Genomic DNA, 15,486 nt, shown 5'->3' with positions numbered 1-15,486 from the left:
ACCGGGTAGACTTTACCGACCACCTGGTCAGTAAATGCGGAGGAGGGTCGTTTGTCGATCGCATCGCCCCCCGTTCCCGCTCCCGCGGCAGACCCTGGGACCACCCCTGACATCGAGGCGCTCCAGCGGCACTTCGACGACACCATCGCCGCCGAGCACCGCATCGAGCCGCGCGACTGGATGCCCGACGGCTACCGCAGGACGCTCGTCCGCCAGATCGCCCAGCACGCGCACTCCGAGATCATCGGCATGCAGCCGGAGGGCGACTGGCTGCTCAGCGCCCCCAGCCTCCGCCGCAAGGCGATCCTGCTGGCGAAGGTCCAGGACGAGGCGGGTCACGGGCTGTACCTCTACTCGGCCGCCGAGACGCTCGGCGCCGATCGGGCCGACCTCACCGACAAGCTGATCGAGGGCCGGCAGAAGTACAGCTCGATCTTCAACTACCCGACGCTCAGCTACGCCGACGTCGGGGTGATCGGCTGGCTGGTCGACGGCGCGGCGATCTGCAACCAGGTGCCGCTGTGCCGCAGCTCCTACGGGCCCTACGCCCGGGCGATGATCCGCATCTGCAAGGAGGAGTCGTTCCACCAGCGGCAGGGCTACGAGCTGCTGCTGACGATGATGCGGGGCACCGACGAGCAACGGGCGATGGTGCAGGACGCCGTCGACCGGTGGTGGTGGCCCTCGCTGATGATGTTCGGCCCGCCCGACGCGGAGAGCCCCAACACCGCGCAGTCGATGGCGTGGGGGATCAAGCGGCACACCAACGACGAGCTGCGTCAGCGCTACGTCGACATGACCGTGCCGCAGGCGGAGTTCCTGGGCGTCACGCTCCCCGACCCCGAGCTGTCCCTCGACCCGGAGACGGGCCGCCACCGGTTCGGCGCCATCGACTGGTCCGAGCTCAAGCGGGTGATCAGCGGGGAGGGCGCGATGAACCGCCTGCGCCTCGCCCGCCGCCGCGCGGCCCGCGACGACAACGCCTGGGTGACCGAAGCGGCCACGGCCTACGCGGAGAAGCACGCAGCAGAGAAGCGCGCATGAGCGAGATGACCGCCGAAGGTGGCCACGGCGCCGTTCCGCTCTCCGGTGTCCCGGTGCAGCCCGAGCCGACGGTGAGCCGCCGCGACTGGCCGCTCTACGAGGTGTTCGTCCGCGGCAAGCGCGGGCTCAACCACGTGCACGTCGGCTCGCTGCACGCACCCGACGCCGAGATGGCCGTGCACGCCGCGCGCGACCTCTACACGCGCCGCAACGAGGGCGTGAGCATCTGGGTGGTCCGCTCCGCCGACGTCACCGCCTCGAGCCCCGACGAGAAGGACCCGATGTTCGCGCCGAGCGGCGACAAGGTCTACCGCCACCCGACGTTCTACGACATCCCCGACGACGTCCCCCACATATAGGACCCCCTTCCTCCCCGCCACCTCGTACCTCGGCGGCGGGCCCCTGGAAGGGGGCCTTCCAGCCTCCCGTCAGCCAGCAAAGGAGCGTTGCGCCATGGGTCACCAGGAGACCGTGTACGACGCGCTCACCGCGGCTCATGGCGACGAGGCGCGCTGGGCGTTCGGCACCGGCTTCGACGACCCGCTGGCCGGCGTCGACGCCACGGTCCCCGACGCCGTCGACCCCGCCGACCTGGGCGCCTACTGCCTGATGCTCGGCGACGACGCGCTCGTCCTCGGCCAGCGGCTCACCGAGTGGATCACCCGCGCCCCGGAGCTCGAGGAGGAGGTCGCGCTGGCCAACATCGCCCTCGACCTCCTCGGGCAGGCGCGGCTGCTGCTGTCCCGGGCGGGGTCGGCCGGCGTGCTGGGCCGCTCGCGGGAGCGCGCCGGGCCCGGGGTGCCCGACGAGGACGCCCTCGCCTACTTCCGCGACCCGGACGAGTTCCGCTGTTCCGCCCTGGTGACGGCGCCCGACGGCGACTTCGCGCACGTCGTCGTCCGGCTGCTGGTGGCCGCCACCTGGCGGCTCGCCCTCGCCGCCCGGCTCCGGACCTCCCGCGACCCGGTGCTGGCCGCCGTCGCGGCCAAGGCCGTCCCCGAGCTGACCTACCACCGCGACCACGCCGCCCGCTGGGTCCTGCGCCTCGGCGACGGGACGGCGGAGTCGCACCGGCGTGCCCGGACCGCCGCGGACGCCGTCTGGCCGCTGACGGCGGACCTCTTCACCGCCACGCCCGTCGAGCGGCGGCTCGCCGACGCGGGCGTGGGGATCGACCCGGCAGAGCTGCGGGACGAGGTGCGCGGCGTCCTGACCCAGGTGCTGACCCGGGCGACGCTGGCCGTTCCCGCCTGGCCGGCCGACGCCCCGCCGCGCGGGCGGGCCGGGGAGCACGGTCCGGAGCTGACCGTCCTGCTGGACCGCCTCCAGGACGTCGCCCGCGCCCATCCCGGAGCGACGTGGTGAGCGGGCGGACCCTGCGGCGGTCGGCGGGCGACACCGGCCCGGCCGTCGAGCCGCGGACGGTGGCCGAGACCGTCGTCGACCCCGAGCTGCCGGTCCTCACCCTGGCCGACCTGGGGGTGCTCCGGGACGTGCGCCGCGAGCACGACGGCACCGTGGTCGTCGAGCTCACCCCGACCTACTCGGGCTGCCCCGCCATGGGCGTCATGCGGGCCGACCTGCTGCACGCGCTGCACGACGCGGGCTTCGACCGGGTCGACGTCCGCACCGTGCTCTCCCCGGCCTGGAGCACCGACTGGATCACCGACGAGGGCCGCCGCAAGCTCGCCCAGGCCGGGATCGCCCCGCCCGGTGCGGCCCCCCAACGCCTCCCGGGTCCCGTTCCCCTGGACCTCGGCCCCTCCCGCCGGGCGGCCGCGTGCCCGCTGTGCGGGTCACCCGACACCGAGGAGGTCAGCGAGTTCGGTGCGACCGCGTGCACGGCGCTGCGCCGGTGCCGCGAGTGCCGCGAGCCGTTCGAGCACGTGAAGGAGATCTAGTGGGCGCCGCTCCGGTCAGCTTCGCCCCCGCCCTTCCACGGCACCGGACGTTCCACCGGCTGACCGTCGCCCGGGTCGACCGGCTGACCCACGACGCCGCGGCCGTCACCTTCGACGTCCCACCGGAGCTCGCGGACGAGTTCGCCTTCCGGCCGGGGCAGTCGCTGACCCTGCGCCGGCTCGCGGACGGCCGCGACGAGCGCCGCGACTACTCGATCTGTGCATCCGCCGGAGCGCCGCTGCGCATCGGCGTCCGGGAGGTGCCCGGCGGCCTGTTCTCCTCCTGGCTGGTGCACCAGGTCGCGCAGGGGGACCAGGTGGAGGTGCTGCCGCCGTCGGGCCGGTTCACCGCCGACCTCTCGACGCCGGGCGAGCACGTCTTCGTGGTGGCCGGTTCCGGCATCACGCCCGCGCTCTCCCTCGCGGCCACGGCGCTCGCCGACGGGCGATCCACCGTCACGCTGCTGTACGGCAACCGGCGGGCGGACACGGTCATGTTCGCCGACGACCTGGCGGACCTGAAGGACCGCCACGGCCCGCGGTTCACGCTGCTGCACGTCCTCTCGAGGGAAGCCCGCGACGCCGACGTGACCAGCGGCAGGCTCGGAGGGGAGCGGCTGCGCCGCCTCGTCGGGGCGCTGGTGGACGTCCGGCACGTGGACCACTGGTGGCTGTGCGGCCCCCACGGGCTGGTCACCGATGCCCGGGCCGCGCTCGTGGAGCTCGGGGTGCCGCGGGAGCGGGTGCACCAGGAGCTGTTCTACGTCGACGACGTCCCGCCCGAGCCGGTGCGCGGGGACGCCGCCACGGTCACCGGTCCGGCCAGCGAGGTGACCGTCGTCCTCGACGGCCGGGCCACGCCGCTGACCCTGCCCCGGGACGTCCCGGTGCTCGACGCCGCGCAGCGGGTGCGGGGCGACCTCCCCTTCGCCTGCAAGGGCGGCGTGTGCGGCACCTGCCGCGCGCGGGTCACCGACGGCGAGGTGCGGATGCGCCGCAACTACGCCCTGGAGCCCGCGGAGGTGGCTGCCGGCTACGTGCTCACCTGCCAGTCCCTGCCGGTCTCGGACCGGCTGACCGTCGACTACGACCAGTGACGCCCGCGCCGGGTGGCCCCCGCCGTGGACAATGCAGGTCATGCAGGAACTGATCGTCCTCGTGGACGACGAGGGACGGTCCATCGGCACCATGCCCAAGCCGCTGGTGCACCACGGCGAGACGCCGCTGCACCGGGCCTTCTCGGCCTATCTCTTCGACGACGAGGGCCGCCTGCTCATCACCCGCCGCGCCGTGGACAAGGCGACCTTCCCCGGCATGTGGACCAACACCGTCTGCGGCCACCCCGGGCCCGACGAGGACGACCCCACCGCCATCGCGCGGCGCGCCCGCTTCGAGCTCGGCCTCGGCGTCGCCGACATCCGGCCGGCGGTGCCCGGCTACCGCTACCGCGCGGAGTTCCGGGGCGTCGTGGAGAACGAGATCTGCCCGGTGTACCTCGGGCGCTTCACCGGGGCGCCCGAGCCCGACCCCACCGAGGTGGAGGAGTGGGAGCTGCTGGACTGGGCCGGTTTCCGTCGCCGCCAGGAGACCGAGGGGGACGCGTGGTCGCCGTGGTGCCGCGAGCAGGCGCGCCTGATCGAGGGCGCCGGACTGGTGCCCGCCGCCTGACCGGCAGCCCCCCGCATTGCGCAGCCACCCGATCTCACCGGGTGACTGACACGGGGCCGGCGGCGGTGGACCGGCGCGTCGTCGGCGGCTCTCGCCCGACCCGCCCCGTCGTCTCCCTACCTTCCCGGCATGGAGCGACGGACCTTTCTGCTGGCCATCGCCGCAGGCCTGGCCGGCGCGGCGGTCGGCCGGGGTACGACGGGGCTGGTGGACACCCGCCCGGCGCCCACGTCACCGCCGATCGCGGCGGCGTCCGCGGCCACGGTCGAGGCGCCCGTGCCGGCACCCCTGCTGCCGCCGACCGGCGTCGTCCAGGGCCTGCCGGGTGACGGCGTCTCGCTCGCGCTCACCATCGACGACGGGACGAGCAGCGAGGTCGTGGGCGCGTTCGCCGCGTTCGCCACCGAGACCGGCACCCGGCTGACCCTCTTCCCGAACGGTTGCTACCGGTCGTGGGAGGAGAACGCGCCGGCGCTGCGCCCGCTCGTCGAGTCCGGCCAGGTGGCGCTGGGCAACCACACCTGGTCCCACCCCGACCTGACCACGCTCGGCGATCGCGAGGTCGCCGAGGAGATCGGCCGCAACCGCGAGTTCATGCGCACCGTGTTCGGGGTCCGCGACAGCCCCTTCTTCCGGCCGCCGTTCGGCGCGCGGAACGAGCGCATCGACCGGATCGCCGCCGACCAGGGGCACCCGACCGTCGTCATGTGGAACGGGACGCTCGAGGACTCGCGGGTCCTCACCGCCGACGAGCTGTTGGCCGCCGCGCAGAAGTGGTTCACCGCCCAGCGCATCGTCGTCGGGCACGCCAACCACGCGACGGTGACCACCGTCTACGGCGACCTGCTGGCACTGATCGCGGAGCGCGGACTGCGCACCGTCACGCTCGCCGACGTCTGGTCGACGCCGGCGCAGCGATTGCGTGGCGCCCGGGCCGCGGGGAGCGCCGTCCCGGCCTGACCCGATCTGCCGACCTGCGCCCGGCCGTGTCTTCGGAGAGGCTGTGGGGGACAGGATTCGGCGGGAGACGGAGGGTCGATGGAGGACAGCGGTGCCCTGAAGGGCCGGGTCGCACTGGTCACCGGCGGGGCCAGCGGGCTCGGCCGGGCGACGGCGGTGGCCCTGGCCGAGGCGGGGGCGCACGTCGTGATCGCCGACATCGACCCGGCCGGGAGCGAGCAGACCCGGGCCCGGGTGGCGGACTCGGGCGGCTCGGCGGAGGTCGTGCCCCTGGACGTCACGGACGACGCCAGTCGGCGCGACGTCGTCGCGGACCTGTTCGACCGGCACGGCGACGCGTTCGACGTCCTGGTCAACGTGGCGGGCATCGACCGGCCGGGCTACATCACCGACATCGACCTCGACGACTACCGGCGGGTGCAGGCGGTCAACTGCGAGGGGCCGGTCTTCCTGACCAGCGAGTTCATGAAGCGGGCCCAGCACCTGCCCGAGGGCCGCACCGCCGACGTGGTGCACGTGGTCTCGCTCTCGGCCATCACGTCGGGCAGCGGAGCGATCGCCTACAACGGTTCGAAGGCGGGCTTCCTCAACGCGACGCGGTGCATCCAGCGGGAGCTGCGCGAGAAGGCCGTGCGGCACCCCGACGGCAGCGAGCGGCCGTTCCCGTGCCGCGTGCAGGCCGTCATCCCCGCCGCCATGGACACCCCGATGATGGAGCAGTGGGGCATCCCGTCCCACCTGATGATGCCGCCGTCCGCCGTCGCGGAGATGGTGCGCACGCTGCTGCTGCTGCACCCCTCGGCGTTCGTGCCGGAGATGCAGATCGTGCCGCGGCTCGAGCCGAACTTCCCCCGATGAGCGCACCGAAGGAGGCGATCCGATGAGCATGGCCGGACCCCACGGAACGGATCCCGACAGCGGCATGGCGTCCGGGTCCGACGGCGGCATGGCGTCCGGGTCCGACGGCGGCATGGCGTCCGGGTCCGACGCGGGTCAGCCGGGCGGCCACCTGGGCCCCGGCGACCTAGCCCCCGACGAGGAGCGGCTGCTGGCCGCCCTCGAGCGCGATGCGCGGGGACTGCGGGAACCCACCGTCGAGGAGACGCTGCCGCAGGTGCGGGCGGCCGAGGACGAGGCCCCCCTGCCCGCGCGGGGCGGACCGCCGGATGACGGGCTGACCCCGGTGTTCGCCGAGCCGGACCTGGACGAGCGGAGCTGAGCCGCTGCGCGTCCCGCGGGCGGAGCCGGACGGCGACGAGCGCGTCGTCGTCCGCGGCACCCGTCAGGCGGTGGCGCTCAGCGCCGGGGCGACCGGTCGGCACCAGGCGGCGAGCGCGGCGAACGTGGCGCGGGCGGCGTCGACCATGACCGCGGCGTCCCCGCCGGCGGTCACGTGCTCACGCGTGACCCGCCGGAAGGCGGCCCACATGGATCCGGTGTGCTCGCCGTACGGCGAGAAGGCGGCCACCCGCACGTCGGCCAGGGCGGGCAGCGCGGCGAGGTGCCGGTCGATGAAGACGCCGCCGAGCGTCGAGCCCTCCAGCACGTAGAGGCGGCCGAGGGCCTCGTCGGTGCCGTCGAGCGGTGGCAGCTCCGGCACCGCGGCCGACGGGGCGGAGCCGAGCGCGTGCAGGTCGGCGGCGAACGACGCGGCCCGTCGACGGCGGGGCCAGTCGACAGCTCGCGCGTCCGCCACGGAGCCGGCGGCCCACCGGTCGAGCCCCGCCTCGGCCGCCACCCAGAAGCCGTGCATGCGGTCGAGGATCGCGGTCAGCCGGTCGCGGTCGAGACCGGCGTCGAGCAGGTCGAGCGTCCGCTCGACGTCCTGGTGCTCCGACGCGGTGCCGAGGCGCAGCCGGCGCAGCACGTCGTCCCCGCGGCGATCGCCGACACCTGTGCCCCCCGCCGCCATCCGGTCGAGCGTAGGTGACCGGTGGCCGGGGCGTCCGGTGGGCAGTCAGTGCGCGGCGAGACGCGCCGCGCGCAGCGACGCGTGCAGCAGCAGCCGGGCGCCGCCGTCGGCGAGGTCCAGCCCGGTGAGCTCCTCGATGCGGGCGAGCCGGTAGTACAGCGTCTGCCGGTGGACCCGCAGCTCGGCGGCGGCCCGGGAGGCGCTGCCCGCGCAGTCGAGGAAGACCTCCGCGGTCCGGGCGAGCGCCACGTCGGACAGCAGGGGGACCACGACGGGATCCGGGCCGGTGAGCGCGCTCGCGGTGCGCCAGGCGCCCAGTTCCGCCCAGTGCGCGACGGGGGACAGCTGCGGCACGGCTCCGGCGACGCGCGCGGCCGCGCGGGCCTGCCCCCACTGCGCGGCCAGGTCCGCGACGCCCTCGCGCACCTCGGAGACCCCGGCTGTGCTCCCCGTGGGGAGGCCGGCGAGCGACGCGGCGGCGAGCGCGCCCGCCGGCCGGAGGTCCGCCGACCCGGTGAGGGGCACGAGCACGGCGCCCACCGGACCGGCCGGGTCGTCGAGGACGGTGGCGACCGCCCCCGCCCCCGGCCGACGCCAGCGCTCGGGCAGCCCCGGAGGGCCGGCGACCAGCGCGACGACGACGAGGGGGAGGGCGTCGCCGAGCGCGTCGGTCAGCTCGCGCACCCCCCGGGTGCGGGCGTTGCCGGTGCCGGTCAGAGCGGCGGAGAGCGGTCGCCCGAGGTCGTCGGGGGCGGCGGCGCGGTCGGCCAGCAGCCGGCCGGCGTCGGCCGCGAGCTCCACGGCGGCCGCCAGCGCCGGATCGCCGTCGTCGTCGGGGTCGATGCGGCCGTCGTCGAGCAGCCACAGATAGCCGCGGGTGCGGCCGGCATGGCGCACCGGCAGGACCAGCCGGGTGAGGATGCCCGCCACCGGGTCCGCGGGCGTGCGCAGCGGTCCCTCGGCCGACGCGATGCCGAACTCCTCGAACCACGCGCGGGTGGGCGCGGGCGATCCGCGGGTCAGGATCGAGCGCGTGCGGACGGCGTCCATCGCCCCCGCGGTGCTGTCGTCGTGCGCGCAGAAGGCCAGCAGCGTGAAGTCGGCGTCCTCGAGCGTGGCAGGGGCGGCGAGCACGCGTGAGACCTCGTCCACCAGCTCCTGCAGGTCGTCCCGCATCGCGCACCCTCCTCACGGCCTCAGTGGCCACGAAGGCCCTGCCTCTGTACATCTGTATGAGAGCACGGCCGCCAGGTCTGGACATCTGTCCCTGGCTCGAAGGGGTGGCGGTGCCTAGCGTCGTAGGTGTCCGCCGTCCGACGCCGTCTCCCCGCTGCCCGGAGGTACCCGTGGTCCTGCAGAAGGCTCTGCTCGCCGCATCCCGCCGTCCCGGGCTGCGCCGCGCGGTCACCGGCAACCCGGCGACCCGGCGGGTGGTCGACCGGTTCGTCGCGGGGGAGACCCTCGACGAGGCCCTGTCCGTCGTGCGTGCGCTGCACGCCGACGGCGTCGCCGTCACCCTCGACCACCTCGGGGAGGACATCACCACCCGGGCCGAGGCCGAGCGCTCCCGGGACGCCTACCTGGCGCTGCTCGACGGGCTGACCGCGCTGGGGCTCGGGGCGGACGCGGAGGTGTCGGTCAAGCTGTCGGCGTTCGGACAGGCGCTCCCCGACGGACACGACCTCGCGCTGGAGCTGGTGCGGCCCGTCGTCGAGGCGGCGACCGCGATCGGCACGACGGTCACCCTCGACATGGAGGACCACCGCACCGTCGACTCCACGCTGGCCGCCCTCGCGGAGCTGCGCAAGGAACACCCGGGCACCGGCGCCGTCCTGCAGGCGATGCTCGTCCGCACCGAGGACGACGCCAAGGCGCTCGCCGTCACCGGCTCCCGTGTGCGGCTGGTGAAGGGCGCCTACGACGAGCCGCCGACGGTCGCCCACGAGAAGAAGAAGGACGTCGACGCCGCCTACGCCCGCTGCCTGGAGATCCTCATGGCCGGCCCCGGCTACCCGATGGTCGGCTCGCACGACCCGGCGATGATCGCGCTCGCGCACGAGCTGGCCGCCCAGCACTCGCGGGCCGCGGACTCGTGGGAGGTGCAGATGCTCTACGGCATCCGGCCCGACGAGCAGCGCCGGCTGGCTCACGCGGGGACACGCGTGCGGGCCTACGTCCCGTACGGCGTCGACTGGTACGCGTACTTCATGCGCCGGCTGGCCGAGCGGCCCGCCAACGTCGGCTTCTTCCTCCGCTCCCTCGTCACGAAGTCCTGACCCGCCCCAGGGCCAAAGTGGCCACTTTGGCCCTTCCCAACCGGAAGGCCCCGTCCATGGACGCCGTCACCCGTGTCCCGGCTCCGCGCAACGAGCCGGTCCTCAGCTACGCCCCCGGCTCGGCCGAGCGCGCCGAGCTCGAGTCCCGCCTGAAGGCCTTGGCCTCGGAACCCCTCGAGCTGACCAGCACGATCGGCGGCCGCCGGCGGATGGCGTCGGGCGAGACGTTCGAGGTCGTCCAGCCGCACCGGCACGCCGCCGTCCTGGGCACCTCCGCGCAGGCCACGCACGCCGACGCGCAGGACGCGGTCCGCGCCGCGAAGGAGGCGGCGCCGGGCTGGCAGGAGCTGTCCTTCGACGACCGCGCCGCGGTGTTCCTCAAGGCCGCGGACCTGCTGGCCGGACCGTGGCGGCAGACGCTCAACGCCGCCACGATGCTCGGCCAGAGCAAGACCGCCTACCAGGCGGAGATCGACGCGGCCTGCGAGCTGATCGACTTCTGGCGGTTCAACGTGCACTTCGCGCGGCAGATCATGGCCGAGCAGCCGGAGTCCTCGCCGGGCGTGTGGAACCGCGTCGACCACCGCCCGCTCGAGGGCTTCGTCTACGCGATCACGCCGTTCAACTTCACCGCGATCGCCGGCAACCTGCCCACCGCGCCGGCCCTCATGGGCAACACGGTCGTCTGGAAGCCCTCGCCGACGCAGCAGTTCGCCGCGCACCTCACGATGCGGCTGCTGGAGGCCGCGGGCCTGCCGCCGGGCGTCATCAACCTGGTCACCGGCGACGGCATCCCGGTGTCGGAGGTGGCCCTGGCCGACCGCGACCTGGCCGGCATCCATTTCACCGGGTCGACGCCGGTGTTCCAGCACCTGTGGCGGACCGTGGGGGAGAACATCGCGGGCTACCGCGGCTACCCGCGCATCGTCGGCGAGACCGGCGGCAAGGACTTCATCGTGGCGCACCCCTCCGCCGACGTCGACGTGCTGCGGACGGCGATGATCCGGGGCGCCTTCGAGTTCCAGGGCCAGAAGTGCTCGGCGGCGTCCCGCGCCTACGTCCCGCGCAGCGTCTGGACCCGGCTGAAGGACGACCTGGTGGCGACCACCGAGTCGCTGTCCATGGGCGACGTCACCGACTTCTCGAACTTCATGGGCGCCGTCATCGACCGGAAGTCGTTCTCGAAGCTCTCCGGCGTCCTGGACCGGGCGAAGGACGACGACGCGCTGACCGTCGTCGCCGGAGGGACGGCGGACGACAGCGAGGGCTTCTTCGTCCGACCGACGATCATCGAGGGCACCGACCCCGCGCACGAGGTGTTCAGCACCGAGTACTTCGGCCCGGTGCTGGCGGTGCACGTCTACGACGACGCGGAGTACGACGCGGTGCTGACCCAGATGGAGTCGGTGGCGCCGTACGCGCTGACCGGCTCGATCATCGCGCAGGACCGGACGGCGATCGCGGCCGCGCAGCGGTTCCTGCGCAACGCGGCGGGCAACTTCTACGTCAACGACAAGCCGACCGGGGCCGTCGTCGGCCAGCAACCCTTCGGCGGCGGTCGGGCGTCGGGCACCAACGACAAGGCCGGCGCCCCGCAGAACCTGCAGCGCTGGACAAGCACCCGGTCCATCAAGGAGACGTTCGCCCCCGCGACCGACCACACCTACCCGCACATGGGCTGAGCCCCGAAGGGCCCTTATGGCGATAAAGGCCCTTCAGGCCGGCCAGGTGAGGACGCCGTCGGCGAGGACGGCGCCGTCGGAAGCGCGGTGCGGGGCCAGCCGGCCGTCGGGCATGAGGTGCGTGACTGGCACGCCCCGCGCCAGGGCGGCGACGTCGGCGACCAACCGCCGGTGGCAGCGCCACCAGAGGCTCTCGCTGCACATCACCGCGACCACGGCCCCGGCCGCCTCCTCCAGCACCTCGTCCAGCGCGGCCGAGAACTCCGGCGTCCGCGTGTGGGTGGCGTAGGCGGCGAACTGCGCGACCGTCCACCAGTCGTCCTCCACCGGCTCCCCGGGCGGCAGCCGGCGCCGCCCGCCGAGCCGCTCCTCCCACCGGTAACCGATGCCGGTCTCCGGGAGCCACTGCTCGAGGGACTCCCGGCTCACGTCGGGATTGTTCCGGCTGCCGGGGAAGCGCCGGATGTCGACGAGCCGCTCGACGCCGGCACCGGTGAGGCGCGCGCCGAGGGCCGCCCGGTCCTGCGGGCCGTGACCGACGGTGAGCAGCGGCATGCGCTCTGACTACCCGGTGGCCGCGTCCCGCGAACGGGCGGGGAGACTCGAGGGGTGAGTGGGGGAGTGGCAGAGGTGCGGACGGCCCTGTGGCGCAGCCGCGGCATGCAGGCGTTGATCGGTGTGACGGTGCTGGGCTTCGCCAGCTTCTGCCTGACCCTGGCGTCCCTCCCCGTGTACGCGGTGGGCGGTGGCGCGGCCGCGAGCACGGCGGGCCTCGTCACCGCCGTCTTCCTCGTGGTGACCGTGGCCTTCCAGGCGACGATCCCGGCGCTGACCACACGCTTCGGCGTGGGGCCGGTCCTCGTCGCGGGGCTGCTGGCGATGGGCCTCCCGTCGCCGTTCTACGTCGTGGACGACGGCCTCGCCTGGATCTGCGCACTCTCCGCGGTGCGCGGTGCCGGCTTCGCCGTCCTCACCGTGCTGGGCGCGACGCTGGCCGCCCGGGTCGCCCCGCCGGAACGCCGCGGCGAGTCCGTCGGCCTCTACGGTCTCGCGATCGCGATCCCCAACCTGGTCGCCGTACCTGCCGGGGTCGCCCTGGTGCTCGACGGTCACGTGGGCTGGCTCTCCTGGCTGGCGGCCTCCCCGGTGCTGGGCGCGTTCCTGGTGCCGCGGCTGGTCCGGTCGGTGGGACCGCAGCCCGGCCCGGGACCTGCCGGTTCCGGACGCGCCGCGGTGCGGGCAGCCCTGCTGCCGTCGGCGGTGCTGTTCCTCGTCACCATGGCCGGCGGCGGGCTGGTCACGTTCCTGCCCATCGAGCGTCCGGACGGCGTGCTGGCGACCGTCGCCCTGCTGGTGTTCGGCGTGACCGGCGCGGTGACCCGCTGGCGCTCGGGCACGCTGTCCGACCGGCTCGGAACCGGCCTGCTCCTGCCACTGGCGCTGGTCGTGGCCGCGGTCGGCATGGTCGTCACCGCCGTCGGGCTGGACGCGGGGGCGGGCTGGGTCCTGGCCGGCGCCGCCGTGTTCGGCGCGGGCTACGGCGCCGCGCAGAACCTCACGCTCGTCGCGGCGTTCGCCCGGGCCGGGGAGGGCGGGACGACGACGGCCAGCGCGATGTGGAACGCCTCCTTCGACGCGGGCACCGCGATCGGCGCCCTGGCCCTGGGCTTCCTCGCCGCCGGGATCGGGCTGGACTGGACCTACGTCGTCGTCGCGGCGTTGCTGGCGGGAGCCGTGCCGCTGGCCTCGGCCGCTGCCCGGGTCGCCATCCGCTCCTGATCGGCGATCTCCAGGCGGTCGGCGATCGTCTGCTGCGAGCGGATCAGCAGGATCTCCTCGCCGGCCCGGCGCAGCCACGTCCGCAGTCCCGCGGGGTTGCTGCGGTTGGCGTCGCGGAGCACGCCCAGCCGGAGCTGGCGGGTGTTGGCCTGTGCGCGCTGCGCCGGCGGCAGCGAGCGGGCCTCGCTGCGGGCGACAGCGCTGAGTCCGGCGCCCAGGAACACCAGGTCGCGGATCTCGGCGAGGCTCTCGAGCAGCTCGCCCGCGGCGGTGTCGTCGGTGGCGAGCAGGGTCAGGAAGTGGTCGGCGCGACGGGCGCCCTCGACCAGCGGATCGGGTGAGGTCACGACACCACTGTGCCCCGGCCGGGAGGGCCGGGGCACAGGCGGGGCGGGGGTCAGGCGTCCCGGCGCCGGAAGGTCACCCAGGCGATGACGAGCACGACGGCGACCTCGCCGGCGAACACCGCGAAGCCGATCCAGGGGTCGAGCAGGTCGGGGTTGAAGGACACCGGGGCGGCGACACCCGATCCGGCGTTGCCCGGCATCAGCTTGCCCGCCCACTCACCCCAGGCGCCGGGGAGCAGGAACACCATGTTGCCGACGACGAAGACCAACGCCAGGACGGTCGACAGCGCGGCCGCGGTGTGCCGCAGCAGCAGCCCGACGCCGGCCGCGAGCAGGCCCAGACCAGCCATGTACAGGCCGCTGCCGAACATCGACCGCAGCACTCCGTCGTCGCTCAGGGCCAGGCCGATGCCCTCGTTGCCGAGGAACCAGTTCCCGCCGAGGTAGCCCGCGAAGGCGGTGACGGTGCCGGCCACGAAGAGCGTCCCCGTCAGCACCAGCGCCTTGGCGGCGAGGACGGCACCGCGCCGGGGTGTCGCGGCCAGCGTCGCCCGGATCATGCCGGTGCCGTACTCGGAGGTGACGGCCAGCGTGCCCAGGACGATCGCGGTGATCTGCGCGAACGTCATGCCGAAGGTGATGAAGGAACCGGGGTGCTCGTCGGCTCCGTCGCTGGCCAGCCATTCGGCGTTGGTGGCGCAGACCAGGACGGTCAGGCCGACCCCGATGACGAAGAGCATCGCCGCCGACCAGAACGTCGACCGCACCGACCAGAACTTGATCCACTCCGCCCGCAGGGTGTGCCCGAACCCCGGCCGGGGGGCGCCCGGCACGTTGCGGTCGGGGTCGAGGTCGACGGTCCGGGAGAACTCGGTGGTGGTCATGCGGGGATCCCGGTGGTCGTGGTGGTGGGCACGGAGTGGGCGGAGTACTCCACGCTGTCCGCGGTGAGCGTCATGAAGGCGTCCTCGAGCGATGACCGGACGAGGGTCAGCTCGTGCAGGAGCAGCCCGTTCTTCCCGACGAGCTCACCCACGGACGCGGCGTCGAGCCCCTGGACGCGGAGCTCCCCGTCGTGGAGGGCGACGTCGAGCCCCTGCCGGCGCAACAGGTCGGCGACCTCGCTCCGCTGAGGGCTGGCGACCCGCACGTAGGACGTGGCGTGGTCGGCGATGAAGTCGGTCATCGAGCAGTCGGCGAGGATCCGGCCGCGGCCGACGACGACCAGGTGGTCGGCGGTCAGCGCCATCTCCGACATGAGGTGGCTGGACACGAAGACCGTCCGGCCCTGCGCGGCCAGCTCGCGGGCGAGGGTCCGGACCCAGCGGATGCCCTCCGGGTCCAGTCCGTTGACCGGCTCGTCCAGGACGACGACCGGCGGGTCACCGAGGAGCGCCACGGCGATGCCGAGTCGCTGGCCCATGCCGAGCGAGAACTTGCCCACCCGCTTGTCGGCGACGGACTCCAGCCCCACGAGCCCGAGCACCTCGTCGACCCGCGTGCGGGGGATGCCGTTGCTCGCGGCCAGCCAGCGGAGGTGGTCGCGTGCCGAGCGCCCCGGGTGCAGTGCGCGCGCCTCGAGGAGCGCTCCGACCTCGCGCAGGGGGGCCGGGTAGTCGGCGTAGCGACGGCCGTTCACCAGCACGCGGCCGGAGGTCGGCCGGTCGAGCCCCAGCACCATCCGCATCGTCGTCGACTTGCCGGCGCCGTTGGGGCCGAGGAAGCCGGTGACCCGTCCGGGTTCGACGGTGAAGGAGATGCCGTCGACCGCGGGCTTGTCGCCGTAGATCTTGGTCAGCCTCTGGGCGGTGATCATGCGAGCGATCCGCGGCCGGCGTGGGGAGAAGTCATGCCAGGAACGATGGCGGTGCGGGCACCCCGGATACATCGGGGAGAGCCCTGAACCGACCCTGAACG

18 protein-coding genes are annotated in these 15,486 nt (G+C 74.2%); 12 read left to right on the top strand and 6 right to left on the bottom strand.

All coding sequences use genetic code 11. From position 1 onward, the window contains the following. The first annotated feature begins 51 nt into the window (after positions 1 to 51). The 9 genes from paaA (at position 52) to CRP30_RS17630 (ending at position 6,792) form a co-directional block, all read left to right on the top strand. Positions 52 to 1,044 carry a 1,2-phenylacetyl-CoA epoxidase subunit PaaA gene (gene paaA / locus CRP30_RS17670; RefSeq protein WP_235003510.1) on the top strand — a complete coding sequence of 331 codons (993 nt, stop codon included), beginning with the start codon at positions 52 to 54 and terminating at the stop codon, positions 1,042 to 1,044. Beyond that, on the top strand, positions 1,041 to 1,403 hold the full coding sequence (gene paaB, locus CRP30_RS17665; RefSeq protein WP_097185296.1) for a 1,2-phenylacetyl-CoA epoxidase subunit PaaB: 363 nt from the start codon (positions 1,041 to 1,043) through the stop codon (positions 1,401 to 1,403). Before paaA ends, paaB begins: the two co-directional genes overlap by 4 nt. Positions 1,404 to 1,497: 94 nt before the next feature. Next, on the top strand, positions 1,498 to 2,409 hold the full coding sequence (gene paaC / locus CRP30_RS17660) for a 1,2-phenylacetyl-CoA epoxidase subunit PaaC (RefSeq protein ID WP_097185295.1): 912 nt from the start codon (positions 1,498 to 1,500) through the stop codon (positions 2,407 to 2,409). Next, positions 2,406 to 2,945 carry a 1,2-phenylacetyl-CoA epoxidase subunit PaaD gene (paaD, locus tag CRP30_RS17655; protein ID WP_235003509.1) on the top strand — a complete coding sequence of 180 codons (540 nt, stop codon included), beginning with the start codon at positions 2,406 to 2,408 and terminating at the stop codon, positions 2,943 to 2,945. Before paaC ends, paaD begins: the two co-directional genes overlap by 4 nt. After that, positions 2,945 to 4,042 (top strand): 1,2-phenylacetyl-CoA epoxidase subunit PaaE, encoded by a 1,098-nt coding sequence (gene paaE, locus CRP30_RS17650; protein ID WP_235003508.1) that lies wholly within the window; start codon positions 2,945 to 2,947, stop codon positions 4,040 to 4,042. The genes paaD and paaE overlap by 1 nt, the downstream gene beginning before the upstream one ends. Positions 4,043 to 4,082: 40 nt before the next feature. Further along, the gene (idi, locus tag CRP30_RS17645) at positions 4,083 to 4,613 is read left to right on the top strand and encodes an isopentenyl-diphosphate Delta-isomerase (protein ID WP_235003507.1); all 531 of its coding nucleotides are present in this window, start codon (positions 4,083 to 4,085) and stop codon (positions 4,611 to 4,613) included. Positions 4,614 to 4,742: 129 nt separating this feature from the next. Further along, positions 4,743 to 5,573, top strand: a complete 831-nt coding sequence (locus CRP30_RS17640) for a polysaccharide deacetylase family protein (RefSeq protein WP_097185293.1) — start codon at positions 4,743 to 4,745, stop codon at positions 5,571 to 5,573. A 78-nt stretch (positions 5,574 to 5,651) separates the two neighbouring features. After that, positions 5,652 to 6,431: an SDR family NAD(P)-dependent oxidoreductase gene (locus CRP30_RS17635; RefSeq protein WP_097185292.1), complete on the top strand. Its 780-nt coding sequence runs from the start codon at positions 5,652 to 5,654 to the stop codon at positions 6,429 to 6,431. Between the two features lie 22 nt (positions 6,432 to 6,453). Next, positions 6,454 to 6,792, top strand: coding sequence for a hypothetical protein (locus CRP30_RS17630; RefSeq protein ID WP_235003506.1), 339 nt, complete (start codon positions 6,454 to 6,456; stop codon positions 6,790 to 6,792). Between the two features lie 63 nt (positions 6,793 to 6,855). Here the strand turns inward: CRP30_RS17630 and CRP30_RS17625 are convergent, their stop codons facing one another. Then, positions 6,856 to 7,485: a biliverdin-producing heme oxygenase gene (locus CRP30_RS17625; RefSeq protein ID WP_097185291.1), complete on the bottom strand. Its 630-nt coding sequence runs from the start codon at positions 7,483 to 7,485 to the stop codon at positions 6,856 to 6,858. A gap of 45 nt (positions 7,486 to 7,530) precedes the next feature. Next, a complete protein-coding gene (locus CRP30_RS17620) occupies positions 7,531 to 8,661 on the bottom strand; it encodes a PucR family transcriptional regulator (RefSeq protein WP_097185290.1) in 1,131 nt (376 codons plus the stop codon). Between the two features lie 170 nt (positions 8,662 to 8,831). Here CRP30_RS17620 and CRP30_RS17615 point away from each other — a divergent pair, with 170 nt between their 5' ends. Beyond that, the gene (locus CRP30_RS17615) at positions 8,832 to 9,761 is read left to right on the top strand and encodes a proline dehydrogenase family protein (RefSeq protein ID WP_200814832.1); all 930 of its coding nucleotides are present in this window, start codon (positions 8,832 to 8,834) and stop codon (positions 9,759 to 9,761) included. A gap of 56 nt (positions 9,762 to 9,817) precedes the next feature. Beyond that, positions 9,818 to 11,443, top strand: coding sequence for an L-glutamate gamma-semialdehyde dehydrogenase (gene pruA, locus CRP30_RS17610; RefSeq protein ID WP_097185288.1), 1,626 nt, complete (start codon positions 9,818 to 9,820; stop codon positions 11,441 to 11,443). 33 nt (positions 11,444 to 11,476) lie between these two features. Here the strand turns inward: pruA and CRP30_RS17605 are convergent, their stop codons facing one another. Beyond that, complete coding sequence (locus CRP30_RS17605; protein WP_097185287.1) at positions 11,477 to 11,998, bottom strand: DUF488 domain-containing protein; 522 nt, start codon at positions 11,996 to 11,998, stop codon at positions 11,477 to 11,479. A gap of 54 nt (positions 11,999 to 12,052) precedes the next feature. Between CRP30_RS17605 and CRP30_RS17600 the strand changes: the two genes are divergently transcribed. Next, positions 12,053 to 13,222, top strand: a complete 1,170-nt coding sequence (locus CRP30_RS17600) for an MFS transporter (protein WP_097185286.1) — start codon at positions 12,053 to 12,055, stop codon at positions 13,220 to 13,222. Here the strand turns inward: CRP30_RS17600 and CRP30_RS17595 are convergent. The 3 genes from CRP30_RS17595 to CRP30_RS17585 are packed head-to-tail and all read right to left on the bottom strand — an operon-like array spanning position 13,144 to position 15,385. Further along, positions 13,144 to 13,569 carry a hypothetical protein gene (locus tag CRP30_RS17595; RefSeq protein WP_200814831.1) on the bottom strand — a complete coding sequence of 142 codons (426 nt, stop codon included), beginning with the start codon at positions 13,567 to 13,569 and terminating at the stop codon, positions 13,144 to 13,146. The two genes, CRP30_RS17600 and CRP30_RS17595, sit on opposite strands and share 79 nt — an antisense overlap. 50 nt (positions 13,570 to 13,619) lie before the next feature. Then, positions 13,620 to 14,453 carry an ABC-2 transporter permease gene (locus CRP30_RS17590; protein WP_097185285.1) on the bottom strand — a complete coding sequence of 278 codons (834 nt, stop codon included), beginning with the start codon at positions 14,451 to 14,453 and terminating at the stop codon, positions 13,620 to 13,622. Beyond that, positions 14,450 to 15,385: an ABC transporter ATP-binding protein gene (locus CRP30_RS17585; protein WP_097185284.1), complete on the bottom strand. Its 936-nt coding sequence runs from the start codon at positions 15,383 to 15,385 to the stop codon at positions 14,450 to 14,452. The genes CRP30_RS17590 and CRP30_RS17585 overlap by 4 nt, the downstream gene beginning before the upstream one ends. Positions 15,386 to 15,486 lie beyond the last annotated feature (101 nt).

The sequence above is a fragment of the Blastococcus haudaquaticus genome (assembly GCF_900230285.1).
GTDB classification, from domain to species: Bacteria; Actinomycetota; Actinomycetes; order Mycobacteriales; family Geodermatophilaceae; genus Blastococcus_B; species Blastococcus_B haudaquaticus.
This window is presented reverse-complemented; position numbering and strand designations above follow the sequence as displayed.

Bases quoted from the DNA above. Each gene is read 5' to 3' on its own strand.
- paaB (WP_097185296.1), top strand. From the start codon at position 1,041: ATGAGCGAGATGACCGCCGAAGGTGGCCACGGCGCCGTTCCGCTCTCC.
- paaC (WP_097185295.1), top strand. From the start codon at position 1,498: ATGGGTCACCAGGAGACCGTGTACGACGCGCTCACCGCGGCTCATGGC.
- idi (WP_235003507.1), top strand. From the start codon at position 4,083: ATGCAGGAACTGATCGTCCTCGTGGACGACGAGGGACGGTCCATCGGC.
- CRP30_RS17640 (WP_097185293.1), top strand. From the start codon at position 4,743: ATGGAGCGACGGACCTTTCTGCTGGCCATCGCCGCAGGCCTGGCCGGC.
- CRP30_RS17635 (WP_097185292.1), top strand. From the start codon at position 5,652: ATGGAGGACAGCGGTGCCCTGAAGGGCCGGGTCGCACTGGTCACCGGC.
- CRP30_RS17630 (WP_235003506.1), top strand. From the start codon at position 6,454: ATGAGCATGGCCGGACCCCACGGAACGGATCCCGACAGCGGCATGGCG.
- CRP30_RS17625 (WP_097185291.1), bottom strand. From the start codon at position 7,485: ATGGCGGCGGGGGGCACAGGTGTCGGCGATCGCCGCGGGGACGACGTG.
- CRP30_RS17620 (WP_097185290.1), bottom strand. From the start codon at position 8,661: ATGCGGGACGACCTGCAGGAGCTGGTGGACGAGGTCTCACGCGTGCTC.
- pruA (WP_097185288.1), top strand. From the start codon at position 9,818: ATGGACGCCGTCACCCGTGTCCCGGCTCCGCGCAACGAGCCGGTCCTC.
- CRP30_RS17605 (WP_097185287.1), bottom strand. From the start codon at position 11,998: ATGCCGCTGCTCACCGTCGGTCACGGCCCGCAGGACCGGGCGGCCCTC.
- CRP30_RS17590 (WP_097185285.1), bottom strand. From the start codon at position 14,453: ATGACCACCACCGAGTTCTCCCGGACCGTCGACCTCGACCCCGACCGC.
- CRP30_RS17585 (WP_097185284.1), bottom strand. From the start codon at position 15,385: ATGATCACCGCCCAGAGGCTGACCAAGATCTACGGCGACAAGCCCGCG.